This window comes from Lysinibacillus composti, from assembly GCF_016908465.1.
Taxonomy (GTDB): Bacteria; Bacillota; Bacilli; order Bacillales_A; family Planococcaceae; genus Ureibacillus; species Ureibacillus composti_A.
In genome coordinates this window covers 72119-90208 of record NZ_JAFBDY010000015.1, presented here as the reverse complement: position 1 = coordinate 90208, position 18090 = coordinate 72119, and the positions used below count along the sequence as shown (strand labels likewise).

17 protein-coding genes, 1 riboswitch and 1 other annotated feature are annotated in these 18090 nt (G+C 36.8%); of the genes, 8 read left to right on the top strand and 9 right to left on the bottom strand.

All coding sequences use genetic code 11. The annotated features are described in order from the left end of the window. Positions 1–366 precede the first annotated feature (366 nt). The 4 genes from JOD29_RS14680 to JOD29_RS14665 all read right to left on the bottom strand — a co-directional run bounded on the left by JOD29_RS14680 (position 367) and on the right by JOD29_RS14665 (position 4633). Positions 367–1326 carry an NERD domain-containing protein gene (locus JOD29_RS14680; RefSeq protein WP_158610520.1) on the bottom strand — a complete coding sequence of 320 codons (960 nt, stop codon included), beginning with the start codon at positions 1324–1326 and terminating at the stop codon, positions 367–369. Between the two features lie 386 nt (positions 1327–1712). After that, positions 1713–2507 carry an ABC transporter ATP-binding protein gene (locus JOD29_RS14675; RefSeq protein ID WP_124763498.1) on the bottom strand — a complete coding sequence of 265 codons (795 nt, stop codon included), beginning with the start codon at positions 2505–2507 and terminating at the stop codon, positions 1713–1715. Continuing rightward, the gene (locus JOD29_RS14670; protein WP_124763588.1) at positions 2500–3525 is read right to left on the bottom strand and encodes an ABC transporter permease; all 1026 of its coding nucleotides are present in this window, start codon (positions 3523–3525) and stop codon (positions 2500–2502) included. The genes JOD29_RS14675 and JOD29_RS14670 overlap by 8 nt, the downstream gene beginning before the upstream one ends. Positions 3526–3613: 88 nt before the next feature. Next, entirely contained in the window at positions 3614–4633 is a 1020-nt protein-coding gene (locus JOD29_RS14665; protein WP_124763500.1) for an ABC transporter substrate-binding protein, read from the bottom strand. 374 nt (positions 4634–5007) lie between these two features. Further along, positions 5008–5052, top strand: a riboswitch (PreQ1 riboswitch). Positions 5053–5058: 6 nt separating this feature from the next. Between JOD29_RS14665 and JOD29_RS14660 the strand changes: the two genes are divergently transcribed. The 6 genes from JOD29_RS14660 to trpA all read left to right on the top strand — a co-directional run bounded on the left by JOD29_RS14660 (position 5059) and on the right by trpA (position 10701). Then, positions 5059–5541 (top strand): QueT transporter family protein, encoded by a 483-nt coding sequence (locus tag JOD29_RS14660; protein ID WP_124763502.1) that lies wholly within the window; start codon positions 5059–5061, stop codon positions 5539–5541. Between the two features lie 235 nt (positions 5542–5776). Beyond that, positions 5777–6020: a binding site (T-box leader), on the top strand. 228 nt (positions 6021–6248) lie between these two features. Then, entirely contained in the window at positions 6249–7286 is a 1038-nt protein-coding gene (gene trpD / locus JOD29_RS14655; RefSeq protein ID WP_124763504.1) for an anthranilate phosphoribosyltransferase, read from the top strand. Beyond that, complete coding sequence (gene trpC, locus JOD29_RS14650) at positions 7283–8074, top strand: indole-3-glycerol phosphate synthase TrpC (RefSeq protein WP_124763506.1); 792 nt, start codon at positions 7283–7285, stop codon at positions 8072–8074. The genes trpD and trpC overlap by 4 nt, the downstream gene beginning before the upstream one ends. Positions 8075–8077: 3 nt before the next feature. Beyond that, positions 8078–8704 (top strand): phosphoribosylanthranilate isomerase, encoded by a 627-nt coding sequence (locus JOD29_RS14645; RefSeq protein WP_124763508.1) that lies wholly within the window; start codon positions 8078–8080, stop codon positions 8702–8704. A gap of 27 nt (positions 8705–8731) precedes the next feature. Continuing rightward, positions 8732–9922 carry a tryptophan synthase subunit beta gene (gene trpB, locus JOD29_RS14640; protein WP_124763510.1) on the top strand — a complete coding sequence of 397 codons (1191 nt, stop codon included), beginning with the start codon at positions 8732–8734 and terminating at the stop codon, positions 9920–9922. Continuing rightward, entirely contained in the window at positions 9919–10701 is a 783-nt protein-coding gene (trpA, locus tag JOD29_RS14635; protein ID WP_124763512.1) for a tryptophan synthase subunit alpha, read from the top strand. Before trpB ends, trpA begins: the two co-directional genes overlap by 4 nt. Positions 10702–10992: 291 nt before the next feature. Here the strand turns inward: trpA and JOD29_RS14630 are convergent, their stop codons facing one another. Further along, the gene (locus JOD29_RS14630) at positions 10993–11946 is read right to left on the bottom strand and encodes an L-threonine 3-dehydrogenase (protein ID WP_124763514.1); all 954 of its coding nucleotides are present in this window, start codon (positions 11944–11946) and stop codon (positions 10993–10995) included. 376 nt (positions 11947–12322) lie between these two features. On the opposite strand from JOD29_RS14630, the gene JOD29_RS14625 reads away from it, so the two are divergent. Continuing rightward, on the top strand, positions 12323–12496 hold the full coding sequence (locus tag JOD29_RS14625) for a hypothetical protein (RefSeq protein WP_239585737.1): 174 nt from the start codon (positions 12323–12325) through the stop codon (positions 12494–12496). Between the two features lie 236 nt (positions 12497–12732). On the opposite strand, the gene tcuA is transcribed toward JOD29_RS14625, so the two are convergent. The 3 genes from tcuA to JOD29_RS14610 all read right to left on the bottom strand — a co-directional run bounded on the left by tcuA (position 12733) and on the right by JOD29_RS14610 (position 16641). Then, positions 12733–14214: an FAD-dependent tricarballylate dehydrogenase TcuA gene (tcuA, locus tag JOD29_RS14620; protein WP_124763516.1), complete on the bottom strand. Its 1482-nt coding sequence runs from the start codon at positions 14212–14214 to the stop codon at positions 12733–12735. Between the two features lie 93 nt (positions 14215–14307). Then, on the bottom strand, positions 14308–15333 hold the full coding sequence (locus JOD29_RS14615) for an AbrB family transcriptional regulator (RefSeq protein ID WP_124763518.1): 1026 nt from the start codon (positions 15331–15333) through the stop codon (positions 14308–14310). Positions 15334–15351: 18 nt separating this feature from the next. Then, the gene (locus JOD29_RS14610; RefSeq protein ID WP_124763520.1) at positions 15352–16641 is read right to left on the bottom strand and encodes a CitMHS family transporter; all 1290 of its coding nucleotides are present in this window, start codon (positions 16639–16641) and stop codon (positions 15352–15354) included. A 145-nt stretch (positions 16642–16786) separates the two neighbouring features. Between JOD29_RS14610 and JOD29_RS14605 the strand changes: the two genes are divergently transcribed. Beyond that, complete coding sequence (locus tag JOD29_RS14605; protein WP_124763522.1) at positions 16787–17647, top strand: LysR family transcriptional regulator; 861 nt, start codon at positions 16787–16789, stop codon at positions 17645–17647. A 99-nt stretch (positions 17648–17746) separates the two neighbouring features. Here the strand turns inward: JOD29_RS14605 and JOD29_RS14600 are convergent, their stop codons facing one another. After that, positions 17747–18067 carry a YolD-like family protein gene (locus JOD29_RS14600; RefSeq protein WP_124763524.1) on the bottom strand — a complete coding sequence of 107 codons (321 nt, stop codon included), beginning with the start codon at positions 18065–18067 and terminating at the stop codon, positions 17747–17749. Between the last annotated feature and the right edge of the window lie 23 nt (positions 18068–18090).

Sequence of the window (18090 nt, the reverse complement as noted above, 5' to 3'; positions counted from 1 at the left end):
ACCTTTACGTGCGCGGGCTCGTTTTTCGTGCGAGTTTCATCGGGTTACGTGCGAGGGCTGCCTCTTTACGTGCGACTACTTCACCTTTACGTGCGCGGGCTCGTTTTTCGTGCGAGTTTCATCGGGTTACGTGCGAGGGCTGCCTCTTTACGTGCGACTACTTCACCTTTACGTGCGGGCTTACTTTTCGTGCGACTTTGGTTCTTTTACGTGCGGGGTTCGTCGGGGTTCGTACGGGTTCCACCTCTTTAGATGCGACTTCTCGCCTTTATTTGTGCTCCCTTATTTCGTGCAACTTTCCCCTCAATACTTGCGCACGTTTTCACTTATTCCATAAAACTCCCACGTCTTATACGAGCTAAAATTCTAAACATCAATAAACTCTGGAATTCTATATTTACGATTTCGATAAGTTCCTTCGAACTCCAAATTCAATTCTTTTAGTAGTCTAATAACCGCATAACGAGAATCAATACCTAAGTAATCTCTTATGTCACTATTTGAAATCCACTCACTATGTAATGCCCGATAATCTAACAATGCTTCATAATATGGGACTTTACTTTTATTACCACAAATTGGACATATAAAATTACCATATACAAATTTCATTACATTTTTATATGCACATTTTTCACACAAAACACCTTTTCTTAATTTACTAACATTCACACTAGGGCTCCAACTTTTTCTGTGATACATGTTTAACAAATCATTCTTAATGATTTCTAATTCATTTGATTTGACATTTACTTTCGAGTGTTTTTTATATAGTTGATTGATTTTTGACTGCAAGCCACTTAAATGAAAAATTGGAACATTTGCTGGTATAGTACCGATTATCGTCGAGTCCCTAACGATAACAACTGCATATTCTACTGGGATATTTATTTTCCATTCATGTATTTTTCTCGCTAGGAAATGGACATGTCGTTCTATTTGATCTACTGGGTTCTTAAAACTTTCTATTTTCCCATCTAAACTTGTACGAATTAATTGATTTTTAGTTTGATCAATATCTATTCGACCTGTTATATTTTTTATTTCTAATAGCCATAAAAAATTCGGTGTGAGTAATAATGTATCAATTTGATGTGTGTTCCCTGCTGGGTTGACTGTTTCGAAGTTATGAAATAAATAATATGTATTAGACAATGAAAGTTCTACCCATTCTCTATCGACCTGTAATTCACCCTCATATCCTGTCCTTAATTGAATATATACTTTATTGAAATATTCATACTCTACTTCGCTTTGTGGAAGTCTACGTAACAGCGACTCCAGTCCAATTAGTTTACTGGATTTTTTCCTTTCTAAAACAATCATTAAACCCCCTCCTTGCCCCCCAATCTTAATACCCATTATCATTTTATTGCAAATTCATAAAAATTGGTTTTGCAACCATTTACTACACCAACAATTCTATTTTCATCTTCATTCCAACTATTAAATTCCTAATAAAACTAACAGAGGCACGATCAACTCGTAATCACCCTCGTTTTCAAAATAAAACTTTCACATTTTCTATAGAAAGACTATTAAACCACCCCTTCCAGCTCCTACAGTTTTGTCGTTGCAAAATGTTTTTGTGGGAACGACTTTGTGACCAACTTCGTGTTTGCCGGAGAGGTTATCCTTCTTAATTTAAACTGTCCTATACGCCAAATAAAAAGAGACCACGATTTCAAATGTGGTCTCTAGTCTTGATGTTGTTAGCCTAGCAACGCTCGGTCGGAGTTCATTTTTTCTCCTCGAATGTTTTCGAATTCGGCCATTAGGTCTGGGATGGTTAAGTTTGGTTTCTTCTCTTCATCAATTGATAGAATGATTTGGCCTTTATCCATCATGATGAGGCGATTTCCTAAGTCAATTGCTTGTTGCATATTGTGAGTTACCATTAACGTTGTTAGTTGGTTTTCTTCAACTAGTTGTTTCGTTAAGTTTGTAATTAACTCTGCACGAGATGGGTCTAGCGCTGCCGTATGTTCATCTAGTAATAGAATGGCAGGTCTTGTGAACGTAGCCATTAGTAAAGATAAAGCTTGTCGTTCACCTCCAGATAACATTCCAACTTTTGCGTTTAAGCGATTTTCTAAATTCAAATGCAGTTTTTCTAATGAAGTTCTAAAGAAGTCTTTTCTCGAACGACTTACTCCCCCTCGTAACCCACGCTTTGTATTTCTAGAATAAGCAATCGCTAAATTTTCTTCAATTGTCATGGTAGGTGCTGTACCGGCCATTGGATCTTGGAATACACGTCCGATATATTTTGAACGCTTATACTCTGGTAATCTTGTAACTTCTTGATCGGCAATCGTTACGCTTCCGAAGTCAGGAGTTAATGCACCTGAAATCATATTCATCATAGTTGATTTACCAGCACCATTACTACCAATAATGGTTACGAAGTCACCAGGCGCTAAATGAAGATTAATATTATCTAAAGCGATTTTTTCATCTGGTGTACCTTCGTTAAAAATTTTGTTGATTCCCTCTAACTTAAGCAAGGCGATTCCCCCCTTGCGCTAATTCATGTTGTCGTTCAATTCGTCTTTTTGCTTTACGTTTCTTTTCACGTTGTTTTTCTAAAACTTGAGGTATTACAAGAGCTAAGATTACGATGACCGCCGTAATTAATTTCATATCCCCTGTATCTAACCATTCAATACGTAATGCAACAGCGTAAATAATACGATAAATGATCGCCCCAGCTACAACCGCTAATGTTGTACGGAAAATCGTCTTTGTTCCGAAAATTGCTTCACCGATAATAACGGATGCCAGACCGATTACGATCATCCCAATCCCCATATTAACATCGGCAAATTTTGAATATTGAGCGATTAAAGCTCCAGAAAATGCAACTAAGGCATTTGATAGTCCGAGTCCTAACACAATTAAAGTATCTGTGTTCGCAGAGAAGCTTCGAATCATTCGTTTATTGTCACCAGTTGCACGAATCGCTAACCCAACTTCCGTTTTTAAGAACCAATCTGCAATAAATTTAATTGCTAGCGTTATGATTAACACTATTATAATAGTCCCCCAAGTTGAAGGTGCTGTTTTTAATCCTAACGTATTTTTTAAAAAATCCGTTAATGCTGTATCGATCCCAAGATTGCCCCAAAAACTTTGGAACTGTGTAAAAACTGTATCAGAATTTAAAAGTGGAATGTTTGGGCGTACAATTGCATTTTCTGCAGTTAACCCCATAATTCTTAAATTAATTGAATATAAAGCAATCATCATTAAAATCCCTGAAAGAAGTGGATTTATTTTTCCCTTGGTGTGTAAAAGTCCAGTCATACATCCTGCAATAAATCCAGCAACAATTGCCGTTATAGTAGCTAGTATCGGGTGGTAGCCTAACACAATCATCATTGCTGCTGTAGCTGCACCTGTTACAAAGCTGCCATCAACCGTTAAATCCGGAAAATCTAACACTCGGAATGTTAGGTACACTCCGAGTGCCATAATTGCATAGATGATTCCTTGCTCAACTGAACCGAACAATGCTGTAAACAACATGTTGAATCATCTCCTAATTTATTAATCTAGTTTGCTTACTGAATATGTGTACAATAGCTTTTGTCACATAACCTGTGGATTTGTTTTATTCTGCTACTTCTGCGTTCCAAGAGTCTTTTATTTCAAGACCTAAAGTATCTGCAGTCGCTTTGTTAATTAATAATTTTAAATTCGCTGGATATGCAGCTGGAATTTCAGAAGGTGTAGCTTCCCCTTTTAAAATTTTGACAGCCATTTGACCTGCTTCGTAACCGATATCATAGTACTCAAAACCATAAGCACCTAATCCACCACGTTTAACAGAATCTAATTCTCCTACCATTACTGGAAGTTGATTTGAATTTGCAACATCAATTACAGACTCAAGAGCTGATACAACTGTATTATCTGTAATGATGTAGAATGAATCTACTTGTCCTACTAATGATTCTGTAGCAGTTTTTACTTCAGCTGAAGTTGAAACAGCAGCTTCTACTAGCTCAATGCCAGCTTCTTCTAATAATGCTTTCACTTGTTTAACTTGTGCTACTGAGTTTTGCTCACCAGTGTTATAAACTGTCCCTACTTTTTTAGCGCCTAACTCATCTTTTAAGAACGCTACTGTATTGGCAATTGTATCTGGGTGTAAATCAACTGTACCTGTAACATTTCCACCTGGTGCGTCCATTGATTCAATTAATTCAGCACCAACAGCATCCGTTACAGATGTGAATAGGATTGGAATATCTGCTGTTGCACTTTTAGCAGCTTGTGCAGAAGGAGTTGAGTTGGCAAAAATTAGATCTACTCCTTCACTTACTAAGCCTTGTGCAATTGTTGTATTCATACTTTGATCGTTTTGAGCATTCTTTTCTACAAACTCTACATCTAATCCAGACTCTTCAAGAGCTGCTTTAAAACCATCAGTTGCTGCATCTAAAGATGGGTGTTCAACAATTTGTGTAATCCCAACTTTAAATGATTTAGATTCCTCAGTTGTTGCTTCGCCACCTGTTGAATTTGATTCTGTTTCAGTTGACGTTTCAGAACCGCCGCCACTACATGCAGCTAGTAAAAGTACTAAACCGAATAGTAGAAATGATAATTTTTTCATATTATTCTTCATTCTTTTCCCCCCATATAATCCTATGAATCTACAACTCCGGTCGAATAGTTTTGAATTGTGTAACTATTCTTACAAAAGTGCGAGTTTACCGCTATAATACATGTCTAAAGTCTCGTAGTCAATAACAATAAGAATGTTCTGAATACTAGATTTATGTTTTATTACATTTACAATATTAATTTGTCACTTTAAATCGCTAAACAGCTAGGAACTGTAGTGAACAAAAGTTATTTTAATAAAATGAAAATACTGTGAATTTTTTTGAATTATTTCTTATTCCCAATAATTTCATCATATTATTATTTTTCTCCACCAGTTCAACTAGTCTTTTTGACATACCTATATAGCTATGTTAATATAATCTCTTGTGTGCTTTCACCGTGGTTCGAAACCATCCCACGAAAAAAAACTAAGGAGCATATAATATGAAGGTAAAATTTTTAGCAACAACAGGGATTATTGCAGCCCTTTATATCGCCGTTACAATGCTTGTAGCACCATTTGGTTTTACAGAGATTCAATTCCGTGTATCCGAAATGTTTAACCATTTAGTTGCATTTAACCCACGCTACATGCTAGGCGTTATATTAGGTGTTTTTATTGCGAATCTCTTTTCCCCACTTGGGCTATACGATTTAGTGTTTGGGGTCGGGCATTCCATTATCACTCTTACAATCTTTATTTTGATTTGTAAGTTTGTGAAAAACACAATAATACGCATGATCATCAATTCATTCCTATTTACTTGTACGATGTTTATCATTGCGTTTGAACTAAACCTTGCACTTGAATTACCATTCTTATGGACATGGTTTACATGTGCTGTTGGAGAGTTCGTTGTGTTAGCTGTAGGTGTACCAATTTTCCACCTATTAAACAAACGTTTAAATTTCAAAGATTTAATTTAACGTATAAGCCGAGAACAAATTTTGTTCTCGGTTTTTCATTTAAATGGAACATACATATCTATAACACCAACTTCATAGATTAGTTAGCAAAGGTGAATTATATTCTGAAAACATTGACAATGAAAAAGTTTAAGTTTACAATCATAGTTAATTAATTGTTCGGATACGGTAGCAGGTTACGGTAGCGTAACCACCGTTTGAGCAAGATGAGCCTAGTTTAGATGAGAATAGCTGAGAAAAATTGATGAATAAGAATAGTAGTGAAAAGTGAATGGCAAAGAGAGCTAGTGGATGGTGGAAACTAGTGCATTCATTTTCGTGAATGGGTCTTATGAGAGCAGCTGGCGTTTGTTAGCTGACGTCTTTCCTACGTTATAAGGAAGTGTTTTAACTGATCTCTATTTGGTTAAACACACCAAGTGGAAGTAACTAGTCTTACTTCAATAGAGGTGGCAACGCGGTAGCAAATCGTCCTCTACAAAAGGTAATCCCTTTTGTAGAGGACTTTTTTTATCTAAAAATTGACCACTTCTCCACTTTTCTCACTTGTCTAGTTGCGCACGTTAGCCGCTCGAGGTCGCTTCAACTTCCTCCTACGCATGCAAGCATGATTCTCGGAAGTTTCCAGCGCTTGTCGCGGCTCGGCAAACGCGCTCCACTTTTCTCACTTGTCTAAACCTCTACTAACTTTTAGGAGGATAAAAGAGATGAATATTCAATTCTTTACAAATCAAGTGAAACAAAATGAAAATTTGGCCTTTGAAGAAATGGTTAATGCATGTGAACTAGTATTTAACGAAGAAACGCCAAAAGAAGATATTAAAGATTTTTTACTAGCTTTAAGTTCTAAAGGTGAAACGGCTGATGAAATCGCAGCACTTGCAACTGTTATGAAGTCACATGCCTTAACTGTACCTGTTCCCGAAGGAAAATATATTGATAACTGCGGTACAGGTGGAGATGGATTAAAAACCTTTAACATTAGTACAACATCTGCTATTGTCCTTGCGGCAAATGGTGTATCTGTTACGAAACATGGTAACCGAAAAATTTCAAGTAGTTCAGGTAGTTCAGATGTGTTACAGGCTCTAGGTATTCATACTGAATTTACTACCCAGGATTCAATCAATTTACTTAAGCAAGAAGGAATCACTTTCCTTTATGCGCCGAACGTACATCCTAAACTAAAACGGATAGGTGAGATTCGTAGAGAGATCGGAAAAACAACAATTTTTAATATGGTAGGTCCATTAACAAACCCTGTAAACTTGACGACACAAATTGTCGGCATTAATCGTCCTGAACTTGTTACTGATTACGCAGACGTATTACGTATTTTAGGTCGTGAACGTGCAGTTGTCGTTTCGGGAACACAAGGCATGGATGAAGCTTCTCTTGATAATGGCAATAAAATAGCCCTACTTGAAAATGGCGAAATTACACCTTTCACATTAAATCTTGACGATCTTGGTTTATCCCCTGCCCCTGTGTCTGCACTTCGTGGAGGATCACCAGAGGAAAATGCAGTTATTTTAAGAGAATTATTAAAAGGAAAAGAAAGTGCATACTTTGATGCGGTGTTATTAAATTCAGCGCTAGGTTTCTTCGCATATGGTATTGCCGAAACAATTAAAGACGGTGTTGACATCGCACGAGAAAGTATTCTATCAGGCCGCGCACTAACAAAGCTTGATGCAGTGATTGAATTTAGCCAAGAACTTTTAAAGGAGCGTACAGCACTATGACTATCTTACAAAAAATCTTAGATCACAAAGCAACACTTCTACCTTCAATGAATGAGAATGAGCCTAAATTTAATATTCAGCAAAAAAAACGTGTTTCTTTATATGATGCATTGCGGAAAACAAATACGCTTCAAATTATTTCAGAGATGAAACGCGCTTCACCTTCAAAAGGACTCATCGCTGAAGGTGCAGATCCAATAGAACAAGCAAAAAAATATGAAAATGCAGGTGCCATTTGTATTTCAGTACTGACAGAAGAAAAGTTCTTTAAAGGTTCTTTTGAAGACTTGGCAAACGTTGCAAATACAGTTGACATCCCGGTTCTTTGTAAGGATTTTGTAATGGATCCAGTTCAAATTGATTATGCAAAAGCAGCAGGTGCATCCGTTGTACTTCTCATTGTCGCAGCACTGGATGATAAAAATCTAAAATCGCTATACGACTACGCAACGAATTTAAAGTTAGACGTTCTAGTTGAAGTACATAATGCCGAAGAACTTGAACGCGCTTTAGCCATTCAACCGAAAATTATCGGTGTTAATAACCGTGATTTAAAAACATTTAATGTAGACTTAGCTCAAACGGAACAACTAGCTGAACGCATTAACTCTATTCCAGACATTGCTTTTATTAGTGAAAGTGGTATTTGGAATTCGAAAGATGCAACTCGTGTAGCTAGTGTCGGTGCACGTGGTGTATTAGTAGGAGAATCCCTAATGCGAAGCGGAACAGTTGAAGAAACATTAAGATCCTTCCAAGTTCCTCTTACTGAAAGTGTCGTGAAGTAATTAATGGTAAATGTAAAGATTTGTGGTTTAAAAGAAGAAATACATGTGCAATCGGCCGTAGAATCTGGTGCTACTTGGATTGGTTTTATGTTCGCCCCTAGTAAAAGGAGAATTTCTGTTGAACGTGCTGCAGATTTAGCAATACTAGTTCCCCCTCACGTTAAAAGAGTTGGAGTTTTTGTTAATCCAACAGAACAGGAAGTACGTGAAGCGGTAGAAAAAGTTGGACTTGATTACGTTCAATATCACGGTACAGAAGATGCTGAGTTTATTAAAAAATTGGGCTACCCGTCCATTAAGGCGTTTTCTATTCGTGGCTATGAGGATGTTGAAAAAGCAAGTAAATACGATGTCGATTATTATTTATTTGATGCACCTGGAACTGACTATTCAGGTGGGAGCGGAAACGTCTTTGACTGGTCATTGTTAGAGCAGCTTTCGATTTCAAAAGACCGTATCATCCTTGCAGGTGGGTTAAATAGCGAAAATGTGGGTCGTGCAATCGAGCAAGTCTGCCCCTTTGGTGTTGATGTTTCAAGCGGTGTAGAAAGTAATGGACAGAAAGACAGTAAGTTAATTAAAGAATTTATCTTAGCAGCAAAAAAAGAACATTCTTCATTAAAAGCGTAACAACAATTAAAAAGGAGTGAAAATTACATGACAACAACTGTAAAAGGTCGATTTGGCCGATTTGGTGGTCAATTTGTTCCAGAAACATTAATGACAGCTTTAAAGGAACTAGATGAAGCTTATGATCAATATAAAGACGACGAGGATTTCCAAACCGAACTTCGTTATTATTTAAAAAATTATGTAGGTCGCGAAACACCACTTTACTTTGCGGAACGTTTAACAGAACACTGTGGCGGTGCAAAAGTCTATTTAAAACGAGAAGATTTAAATCATACTGGTGCACATAAAATCAATAACGCTCTTGGTCAGGCATTACTTGCAAAACGTATGGGTAAGAAAAAGATTGTAGCTGAAACCGGTGCAGGACAACATGGTGTGGCTACGGCAACAGCATGTGCATTACTAGACTTAGAATGTATCGTCTATATGGGTGCTGAAGACATCAAACGACAAGCGTTAAACGTTTTCCGCATGGAGTTACTTGGTACTAAAGTAGTTTCAGTTGATTCTGGCTCTTCCACTTTAAAAGATGCTGTTAACGAAGCGCTTCGCCACTGGGTAACAAATATTGAAGACACTCATTACATTTTAGGTTCAGCAATGGGCCCTCACCCATTCCCTACAATCGTTCGTGACTTCCAGCGTGTGATTGGTGATGAAACAAGAGAACAGATTTTAGCATTAGAAAATCGTCTTCCAAATACGGTTGTCGCTTGCGTTGGTGGCGGAAGTAATTCAATTGGAATGTTTTACCCGTTTGTTGAGGATTCAGACGTCAGTTTAATCGGTGTGGAAGCTGCCGGAAAAGGAATCGAAACAGGTAAACACGCTGCGGCAATTCAAGGCGGGCAAACTGGTGTCCTACACGGTGCTTTTATGTATTTATTACAAGATGAAGACGGTTTTGTTCAAGAAGCACATTCTATTTCTGCAGGCCTTGACTACCCTGGTGTTGGACCAGAACACTGCTATCTTCATGAAATCGGCCGCGCAACATACGGTACTGTAACAGATGAAGAAGCATTAGAAGGTGTTAAGTTGCTTTGCCGCACTGAAGGCATTCTCCCTGCGTTAGAAAGTGCACATGCAGTTTATTATGCTTCTAAGCTAGCAGAAACAATGTCAAAAGATGAGATTCTTGTGGTTTGTTTATCAGGTCGTGGAGATAAAGACGTGCATACATTTCACGAGGCATTTGGAGGTGATTTAGGATGAGTCAATTAAAAGAAGCAGTACTTGCTACTACAGCTCAAGGCGATAAAGCATTTGTTCCCTACATTATGGCGGGCGATGGTGGTTTAGAAAACTTACAACCAACGATTCTTAAGTTACAAGAGCTAGGTGTAACTGCAATTGAGGTTGGGATTCCATTTACAGATCCTGTTGCAGATGGTCCTACGATTCAAGCTGCTGGTGAACGCGCATTAGCAGAAGGTACGACTTTACGAAAGGTTATCGAAACACTTTCAAGCTTTGCCGAACAAATTACTGTTCCGCTTGTAGCAATGACTTATCTTAACCCAATTCTTGCATATGGAACTGAAAAATTTGCTATTGATGCTAAAAAAGCTGGAATCCGTGGCGTCATTATTCCAGATATGCCTCTTGAAGAACGTGATATTGTCCATCCTGCCCTAAAAAATGGAGGGATTGACCTTGTCCAACTTGTTTCATTAACAAGTACACCAGAACGTATTGAACGATTAACAAAGGCAAGTGAAGGCTTTATTTATGCAGTAACGGTAAATGGGATTACAGGGGCTCGCTCTTCATTCCAAAAAGATCTTGCCGAACATTTTAAAACGATTCAAACTTATACAGATACCCCTGTCTTAGCTGGCTTTGGTATTTCAACACCTGAACAAGTGAAGAATTTTGGTTCATATTGTAGCGGTGTCATTGTTGGTAGTAAAATCGTAGATAGCTTAGCGAATAACGATTGGGCAACTATTGAAACACTTGTAAAAGCCTCAAAGACAGCACTTGTTAAGTAAATAAAAAAGCGAAAAAAGGCTAGGGGATATTTTTCTATTCCCTTGCCTTTTATTACGGATTGAATCTGTTATCATTCACTGTTAATAATTACATCAATTGTTGATTGAAGTGAAGGCGGCATGTTTAGCAGTCAGCTTTGCCTTTCGCTACAGAGCAAAGCTGACTGCATAAATAGCGAGAAAGTCGAGACCCCACAGGCTTGCCTAAGCAAGCCGAGGAGGCTCAGGCTTAGCCCTCGATAAGCGTCTTGCTGTAACGGAAATCAACAAAGTACTTTAACAGAACGTATTTTATGAAATTGCTCTTTTATTCAATTTTCGTTTTAATTGATCTAACATATCAATCGTCATCTTTTCTAAATCGAACTGAGTCTTAAAGCCCCACTCTTCTACTGCTGCGGATGAATCAATCGCGTTTGGCCAACTATCAGCAATAGTTTGACGTACAGGATCTACATCATAATCCATTTTGAATGATGGAATTTGTTTTTGAATTTCTTTTGCGATTTGAGATGGTTCGAAACTCATTGCCGAAATATTAAATGCATTACGATGTTTCAACTTTGAACCATCTGCTTCCATTAAATCAACGATGGCTTGTAATGCATCAGGCATATACATCATATCCATGTATGTCCCTTCAGCAATATAAGAGGTGTAGCGTCCTTCCTCTATCGCTTTGTAATAGATCTCTACCGCATAATCAGTCGTCCCACCACCGGGAGGCGTTACATATGAAATTAATCCTGGAAACCTAACTCCCCTTGTATCGACTCCAAATCGAGTGAAATAATAATCACAAAGTAGCTCCCCTGCTACTTTATTAACCCCATACATAGTCGTTGGTCTTTGTAACGTATCCTGCGGTGTATTGTCCTTTGGTGTTGTAGGACCAAATGCACCAATTGAACTTGGAGTGAAAAATTGTAAGTCTAACTCACGTGCAACTTCTAACGCGTTCATGAGTCCCCCCATATTTAAATTCCAAGCAAACTGTGGATTTTTTTCTGCTGTTGCAGAAAGTAATGCTGCCATATGAATAATTGTATCTGCACCAAAATTCTTGGCTAATTCATACATTCGTTTACCGTCCATTACATCTAACACTTCAAAAGGTCCCACTGTATTTGGCACTTTTCTTATATCAGTTGCTAATACATTTTCCTGACCATATAACTCACTTAACATCACTGTCAGTTCAGAACCAATCTGACCTAATGCCCCCGTCACGATTATTTTTTTCATTTCTGCACCCTCCTCTGTTGAAAAACAATTGTACTCCTCAAAAATACACAAAAACTGCCACAAACGTTGATATACGGCTGTTAAATTGAAATTAATTATACTGTGTTCATTTATAAAACACAATATTATTTTCAAATTTGTTTAACATCAAAGCTCCTTGAGGTTTCAATCTATCATATGCAACGTATTCTAGACATGTAAAAAAAGTGGATGACTCGACTGAAATGAGCCATCCACTTTCCCTCCTATTTTTGATTAATCCTTAAAACTTCGCAATAATTAAATCTAATATTTAATTATTTAATGTTTTATTATTTTTGTATTAGCTCGACTAAAGAGGATAAAATACCAATTAATATAACAATCTTTTGAGATTATGTTTCTTACTGAACAAGAAAAAATAAGTTTCATTTTATCAATGAAATCCATTTTATTAAATCAAGAATCCGTTCAATACAGCCCTTCTACATTTTATGTATTAGAAAAGCTAGAGCAATCATCACACAATGATATCGCTAACGAAACTGTAAAAACCCTACTCTTTCAATAATCGATATCACCTTTTTAACCTAAGTTCAAATTTTTAATGATGTCATGAGGCTGTCTTATATGTGGAAATCCATCATTTTGTCCATCATTTCAAAATGGTGGATTTTCGCATTTGAAAAATGATTTCCATTCCAGGCGGATGGCCATCTTTTACTATTAGACACTCCCCTATCTTCAATAAAAAAACACAAGGTAGAGGGATTACCTTGTGTTTAAACAATACATGAGTTAAAAGTGTTATTTTACTTTTTGAGCATGTCTTGAAGCTGCTGCCCCAGCTAATTTTCCAAATACTGAACCAGACATTAAACCTGAACCACCAGGGTAATTTTCATAGAAAATACCACCAATCATTTCTCCAGCAGCATATAAACCTTCAATTATTTCGTTTGATTTATTTAATACAGCACCTTCTGGAGTTGTCGCTAAGCCCCAGAATGAGAATGTTATTCCGCATGTAACAGGGTAAGCGTAGAAAGGTCCTTCGCTAATTGTTTGTGCCCAGTTGGATTTTGATGGTGTAATCCCTTTTGTACCTTTTCCATCTTTTTCAGAAGGATTAAACTCACCTTCTTGTACTGCTGCATTGTACTCTGCAATTGTTTGTAAAAATTGTTCTTTATTAATATCTAATTGGTCTGCAAGCGCCTCTAATGTTGTTGCTTCAAATACAGTCGCTTCTTCTAAGTCATACTCCGCACGTAAAATTGGACGAACTTTTGCATCATAAATTTGATACGCAATATTTTTCGGCTGTTTTAATACTTCCTTACCGTATTTTGCATATGTGTAGTTACGGAAATCTGCGCCTTCATCTACGAAACGATTCCCTTCCACATTAACCATCACACTATAAGGGTATGAATGTTTTTTATAGATATCACCAGGTTTTTGGAAATCTCCAACGCGTGGTGCATTTGCATCTGTACCAATCGCATGACATCCATTTACTTGGCCGAATGTTTGAGCTCCAATTGCTACGGCCATTTCGATTCCATCACCTGTGTTAAATTCCGTGCCGCGAACTAATGCTTCATTCCACTCTTCTCCTAAAGCCTCAGCACGTTTCTTTTGGTTAGCTTCAATACTTCCACATGCTAAAACAACGCTTTCACATTTTACCGTTTTCAGTCCATCTTTTGTTTGAACTTCAATTGCCGCAACCGCCTCATTTTCCGTTACAATGTTTGTTGCCGCACTTTCATACCATACATCAATACCTAGTTCTTCACAGCGATTAAATAAACTACGCATTAAGCCAATCCCTTTATCTACTGTTTTAATTGGCAGGCCGCCCCAGAAATGAACTTTCCCTTCTTTTTCGAATGATTGGTTTGCATAATTGAGCTCGAATTCAACACCATGCGATTTCATCCACTCAATAGTTGGGAACGATTGAGTGACTAATTGACGTATTAGTTCTGGTTTACTTTGATTTTTTGAAACGCGCATAATGTCATCATTAAAGTCTTGCGCTGAGTACACTGGCATTTCAATTTTATTAATTGTTTCTTGATCTAAATCTATCACTTTAGTAATAGCATCTAAATCTTGGTATGCTACACGTATTGCACCATCTGTAAAGAATGAATTTCCTCCCCGTTTTTCTACTGGTCCTTTTTCTAATACTAGAACTGAGCTCCCCTGTTCTTTTGCAGAAATAGCTGCACATAACGCTGCATTCCCCGCACCTACAATAACTACATCATATTTTGACATAAATCATTTCCCCTTCCTGTTGTTACGATAACTATAAAAAACTCTGTGGAATAAATAAAATATTCATTTTTTATTTATTGCCATAAAAACTTTTTATACCTTGAGCAATTTCCACTTTAACAATGGTAAAATTACAATATAAATAAACAGCATGCGAAATAACTGAAAAATCGTTACTTGTGTGGCATCGGCTTGTAAGGCTGTGGCGATTAGTCCCATTTGATCCATTCCACCTGGAGCCGTACTCAAATAACTTGTAGCAAAATCCATATCAAAGACTAATACCATTCCTTTAGCAATAAAGAAAGTTAATATTAATAATAAAATGGCGCTACATATACCACCAATTAATACACGAATTGGTAACCGTAAGGACTTTGGATGTAGAAGTAAACCTATATATGCACCAATAAAAAGCTGTGCTATATGCAATAAATTATTACTGATAGGTTCTATGTCTATTTTAATTAGACTCAATAAAAGTCCTAAAATGACAGGCGTTAAAAAATGAGGTACAGGCAATTTAAATTTCTTTCCAACCGGTATAACAATGGCACCAATTAAAATTAAGATGATGTTATGAACTAAATTTGTGGTGCCGGAGTCTATTGCCCCTGGTACTTTATCAGTTAGTGAAACAATAATCGGAATTAAACCGACTACAAAAAGTACACGAATGACGTGAAAAAATGTTACAACTGCAACATCAATTTCTTCCTGCTCTTCCGCAAAAACAACTAGCTGAGATAAACCACCAGGAATGCTAGCTGTTAATGCTGTGGCGAATGGAATCTGTGCCCACTTTTGTAGGCCATATGCTAACGCAAGGCAAAATACACTTAAAATGACGTTAAATAATAACATAAATAACAGTGTATCTTTCATTGCAACTAAAAAATCTAAAGTAAAAAGCTGTCCAATGGCCGTACCGACTATAAGCAATCCAATATTTCGCATAATGACAGGCCATTTCATAGGAACTTTCCATAACAGTTGCGTAATCAGGACACCAAATAATGAACCTAACATCCAAGGCATGGGAAAGGAAAGTAGTTGAAAAATTGCTACACCTACCATTGCAACAATTATTACTGTCGCAATAGGGTAAATTGTGCGCATTGAATCCCCTCCCTATCGTTAAACACTAATTGCTCCTGTAATGACTGCAGCTAGAATTAACACAATCGACGTTAAGAAGCACCCAATAAATGCATATTTTTGATATTCACCTAATTCCTTTGAAATCATCCCGACTAATAAAAAAGTCGAAGCAACTAATGGGCTTAAGAGATGAACGGGTTGACCAAGTACAGACGCCCGCGCTATTTCAATTGGATCTATTCCAAATGATGTGGCTGTTTCTGCCAAAACAGGCAGTACACCAAAATAATAAGCATCATTTGACATGACAAATGTAAAAGGCATACTTGTAATAGCTACAATTAATGGTAATTGGGAACCTAAAGAATCGGGAATTAATGAAATAAGGGCATTTGACATCGCCGTTACCATCCCCGTTCCTGATAAGATTCCTGTGAAAACCCCTGCAGCAAAAACAAGTGCCGTAACGATTAATGCATTCCCAGCATGCTTCATGATAATTTCTTTTTGAACTTTATTTTTTGGGAAGTTAATCATTAACGCAATGGCAAAACCTAGTATAAAAATAACAGAAGGCGGCCAAATTCCTTTTACCAGGACTACCATTACAGCGGCTGTTAATACTAAGTTTGTCCACCAACGAAGTAGAGTTGGTTTAACTACATCTTTCTCACCAGTATGAATTACATGATCTATTGAAATCTTCTGAAGCCCTACTCGATTACGTTCCTTCTTACCTAAAAAGTAAGCTACTAACAGCACCCATATAGCCCCAATAATCATTAGAGGAATTAGTGGTACAAAAAATTTAGATGGATCTACACCAGTTGCTACAATCGCTCTTGTTGCAGGTCCTCCCCAAGGTGTCATGCCACTCATCACGCTTAAAGATAACATTGCTATGGTTGCTAATATTAATGGATTCATACCAATCTTTAAATATAATGGTAGTAATGCAGACACTGTAATCATGTACGTTGTTGTACCATCTCCATCTAATGCAACAGCTAGTGCTAATGCTGCTGTTCCCATTGCAATTTTCACTGGATCTCCATTTACAACCGTTAACAGGCGCCTTATAAATGGATCAAATAGACCCGCATCGATCATTACGCCAAAATACAAAATGGCGAATAATAATAATGCAGCCGTTGATGATACTTGCTTCATTCCATCTAACATCATGTCACCAAGATTCGAAACAAATCCCCCAAACAAAGCAAAAATGATAGGTACTGTTATTAATGCAACAATTGGTGATAGACGATTACTCATGATGAGATAGGTAAATACAATAATCATTGTAAACCCTAAAGTAGCTAACATTGACCTCCTCCTTTTTTTGAACAAGTATTGAAAGCGTTTTATATTGCTCTTTTTTCAGAATATATGATAAATTCTAATAAATAAAATAGATAGTTTTCCTCACTACCTATAAAAATCTTTTATTTCAAATAGAAAGGTTGATTCTATGAACTTAAATGATTGCCAATTGTTAATAGATTTGTATAAGACGAAAAATATTACTCATACAGCGAATAATCTATACATATCACAACCTGCGCTTACCTATCGTATTAAACAGCTAGAAAAAAAATATAAAATAGAATTAATTGTCAGAGGATCAAAAGGGATTGATTTTACGGAGGAAGGCCGAATTTTATATGAACATGCAGTGCAAATATTACATAACGAAAGATTACTAGTGGATCAATTAGCGAACCTAACTGAAGATACACAAGGAACCATTTCAATAGGTGCTTCTGGTTTGTTCTCGTTGTATCACCTTCCAAAAATCTTGAATGATTTTAAAGAACTTTACCCAAAAATTTATATACAACTAAAAACGGGATGGAGTAGTGAAATTAAAGAAGCACTAAACGCGGAGGATATACACTTAGCAATTATTCGTGGAAATTATTCTTTGAATGCAAAAAAATATACACTTTGTAAGGAAGAATTATTTGTCGTATCAAAAACTCCGTTTAAAAAAGAGGATATTCCTAAATTACCCTTTATCACTTATAAAACCGATCTTTCATTAAGTCATATGATTGATAAATGGTGGCGCGCTAATTTCCAACAACCTATTCGTCCAAGCATTGAAACAGATATGGCTGCTACATGTAAAGAGATGGTGAAATATAATCTTGGTATTGCAGTGCTACCCGGTATCAGCATAGAAGGAGAAGACTTATATAAAATTTCCTTGAATGAATTTGGAGAATCTATCTATTATCGTGAGACAAGTTTATACTATAATCCTTATGTTGAAAATTTACGACATGTTAATTTATTTTTAGATTTTTTAAAGAAACATTATAATGTTTAAACATCTTTTTCCATTGCAAAGCCAAGACTTAGGTCATTTCACTTAAGCTTGGCTAGTTTTTATAAATCCATTAATTTAGGTTGTCTTAATCTCCAACATTTAGATTGTAAAAGCCACACCATAAATTGTGTGTAAATTAAACTTTCGTCCATCTTCAAAATAGAGTGTTGAATTGTAACCATTTATCTTCGCAATAACTCCTGTTGCTTTAAAAAGATGTTTTTCTTCCCAAACACTGAGTTCCACTTCTAGTTTATTTTCATAAGCAATTTGTAATTGGTCACTAAGCTCTTGTAATGCCCATTCATCAAGCTCAGGTTTTTGTACATAATTATCCTGTGCGTGCCATTCGCGTAGCATTTTGACATGTTCAGGAAGCATCATGGCATTCCATTTAATATTTCCACGGTCTCGAATCATTTACCATCACCTCTTGTCTTTCA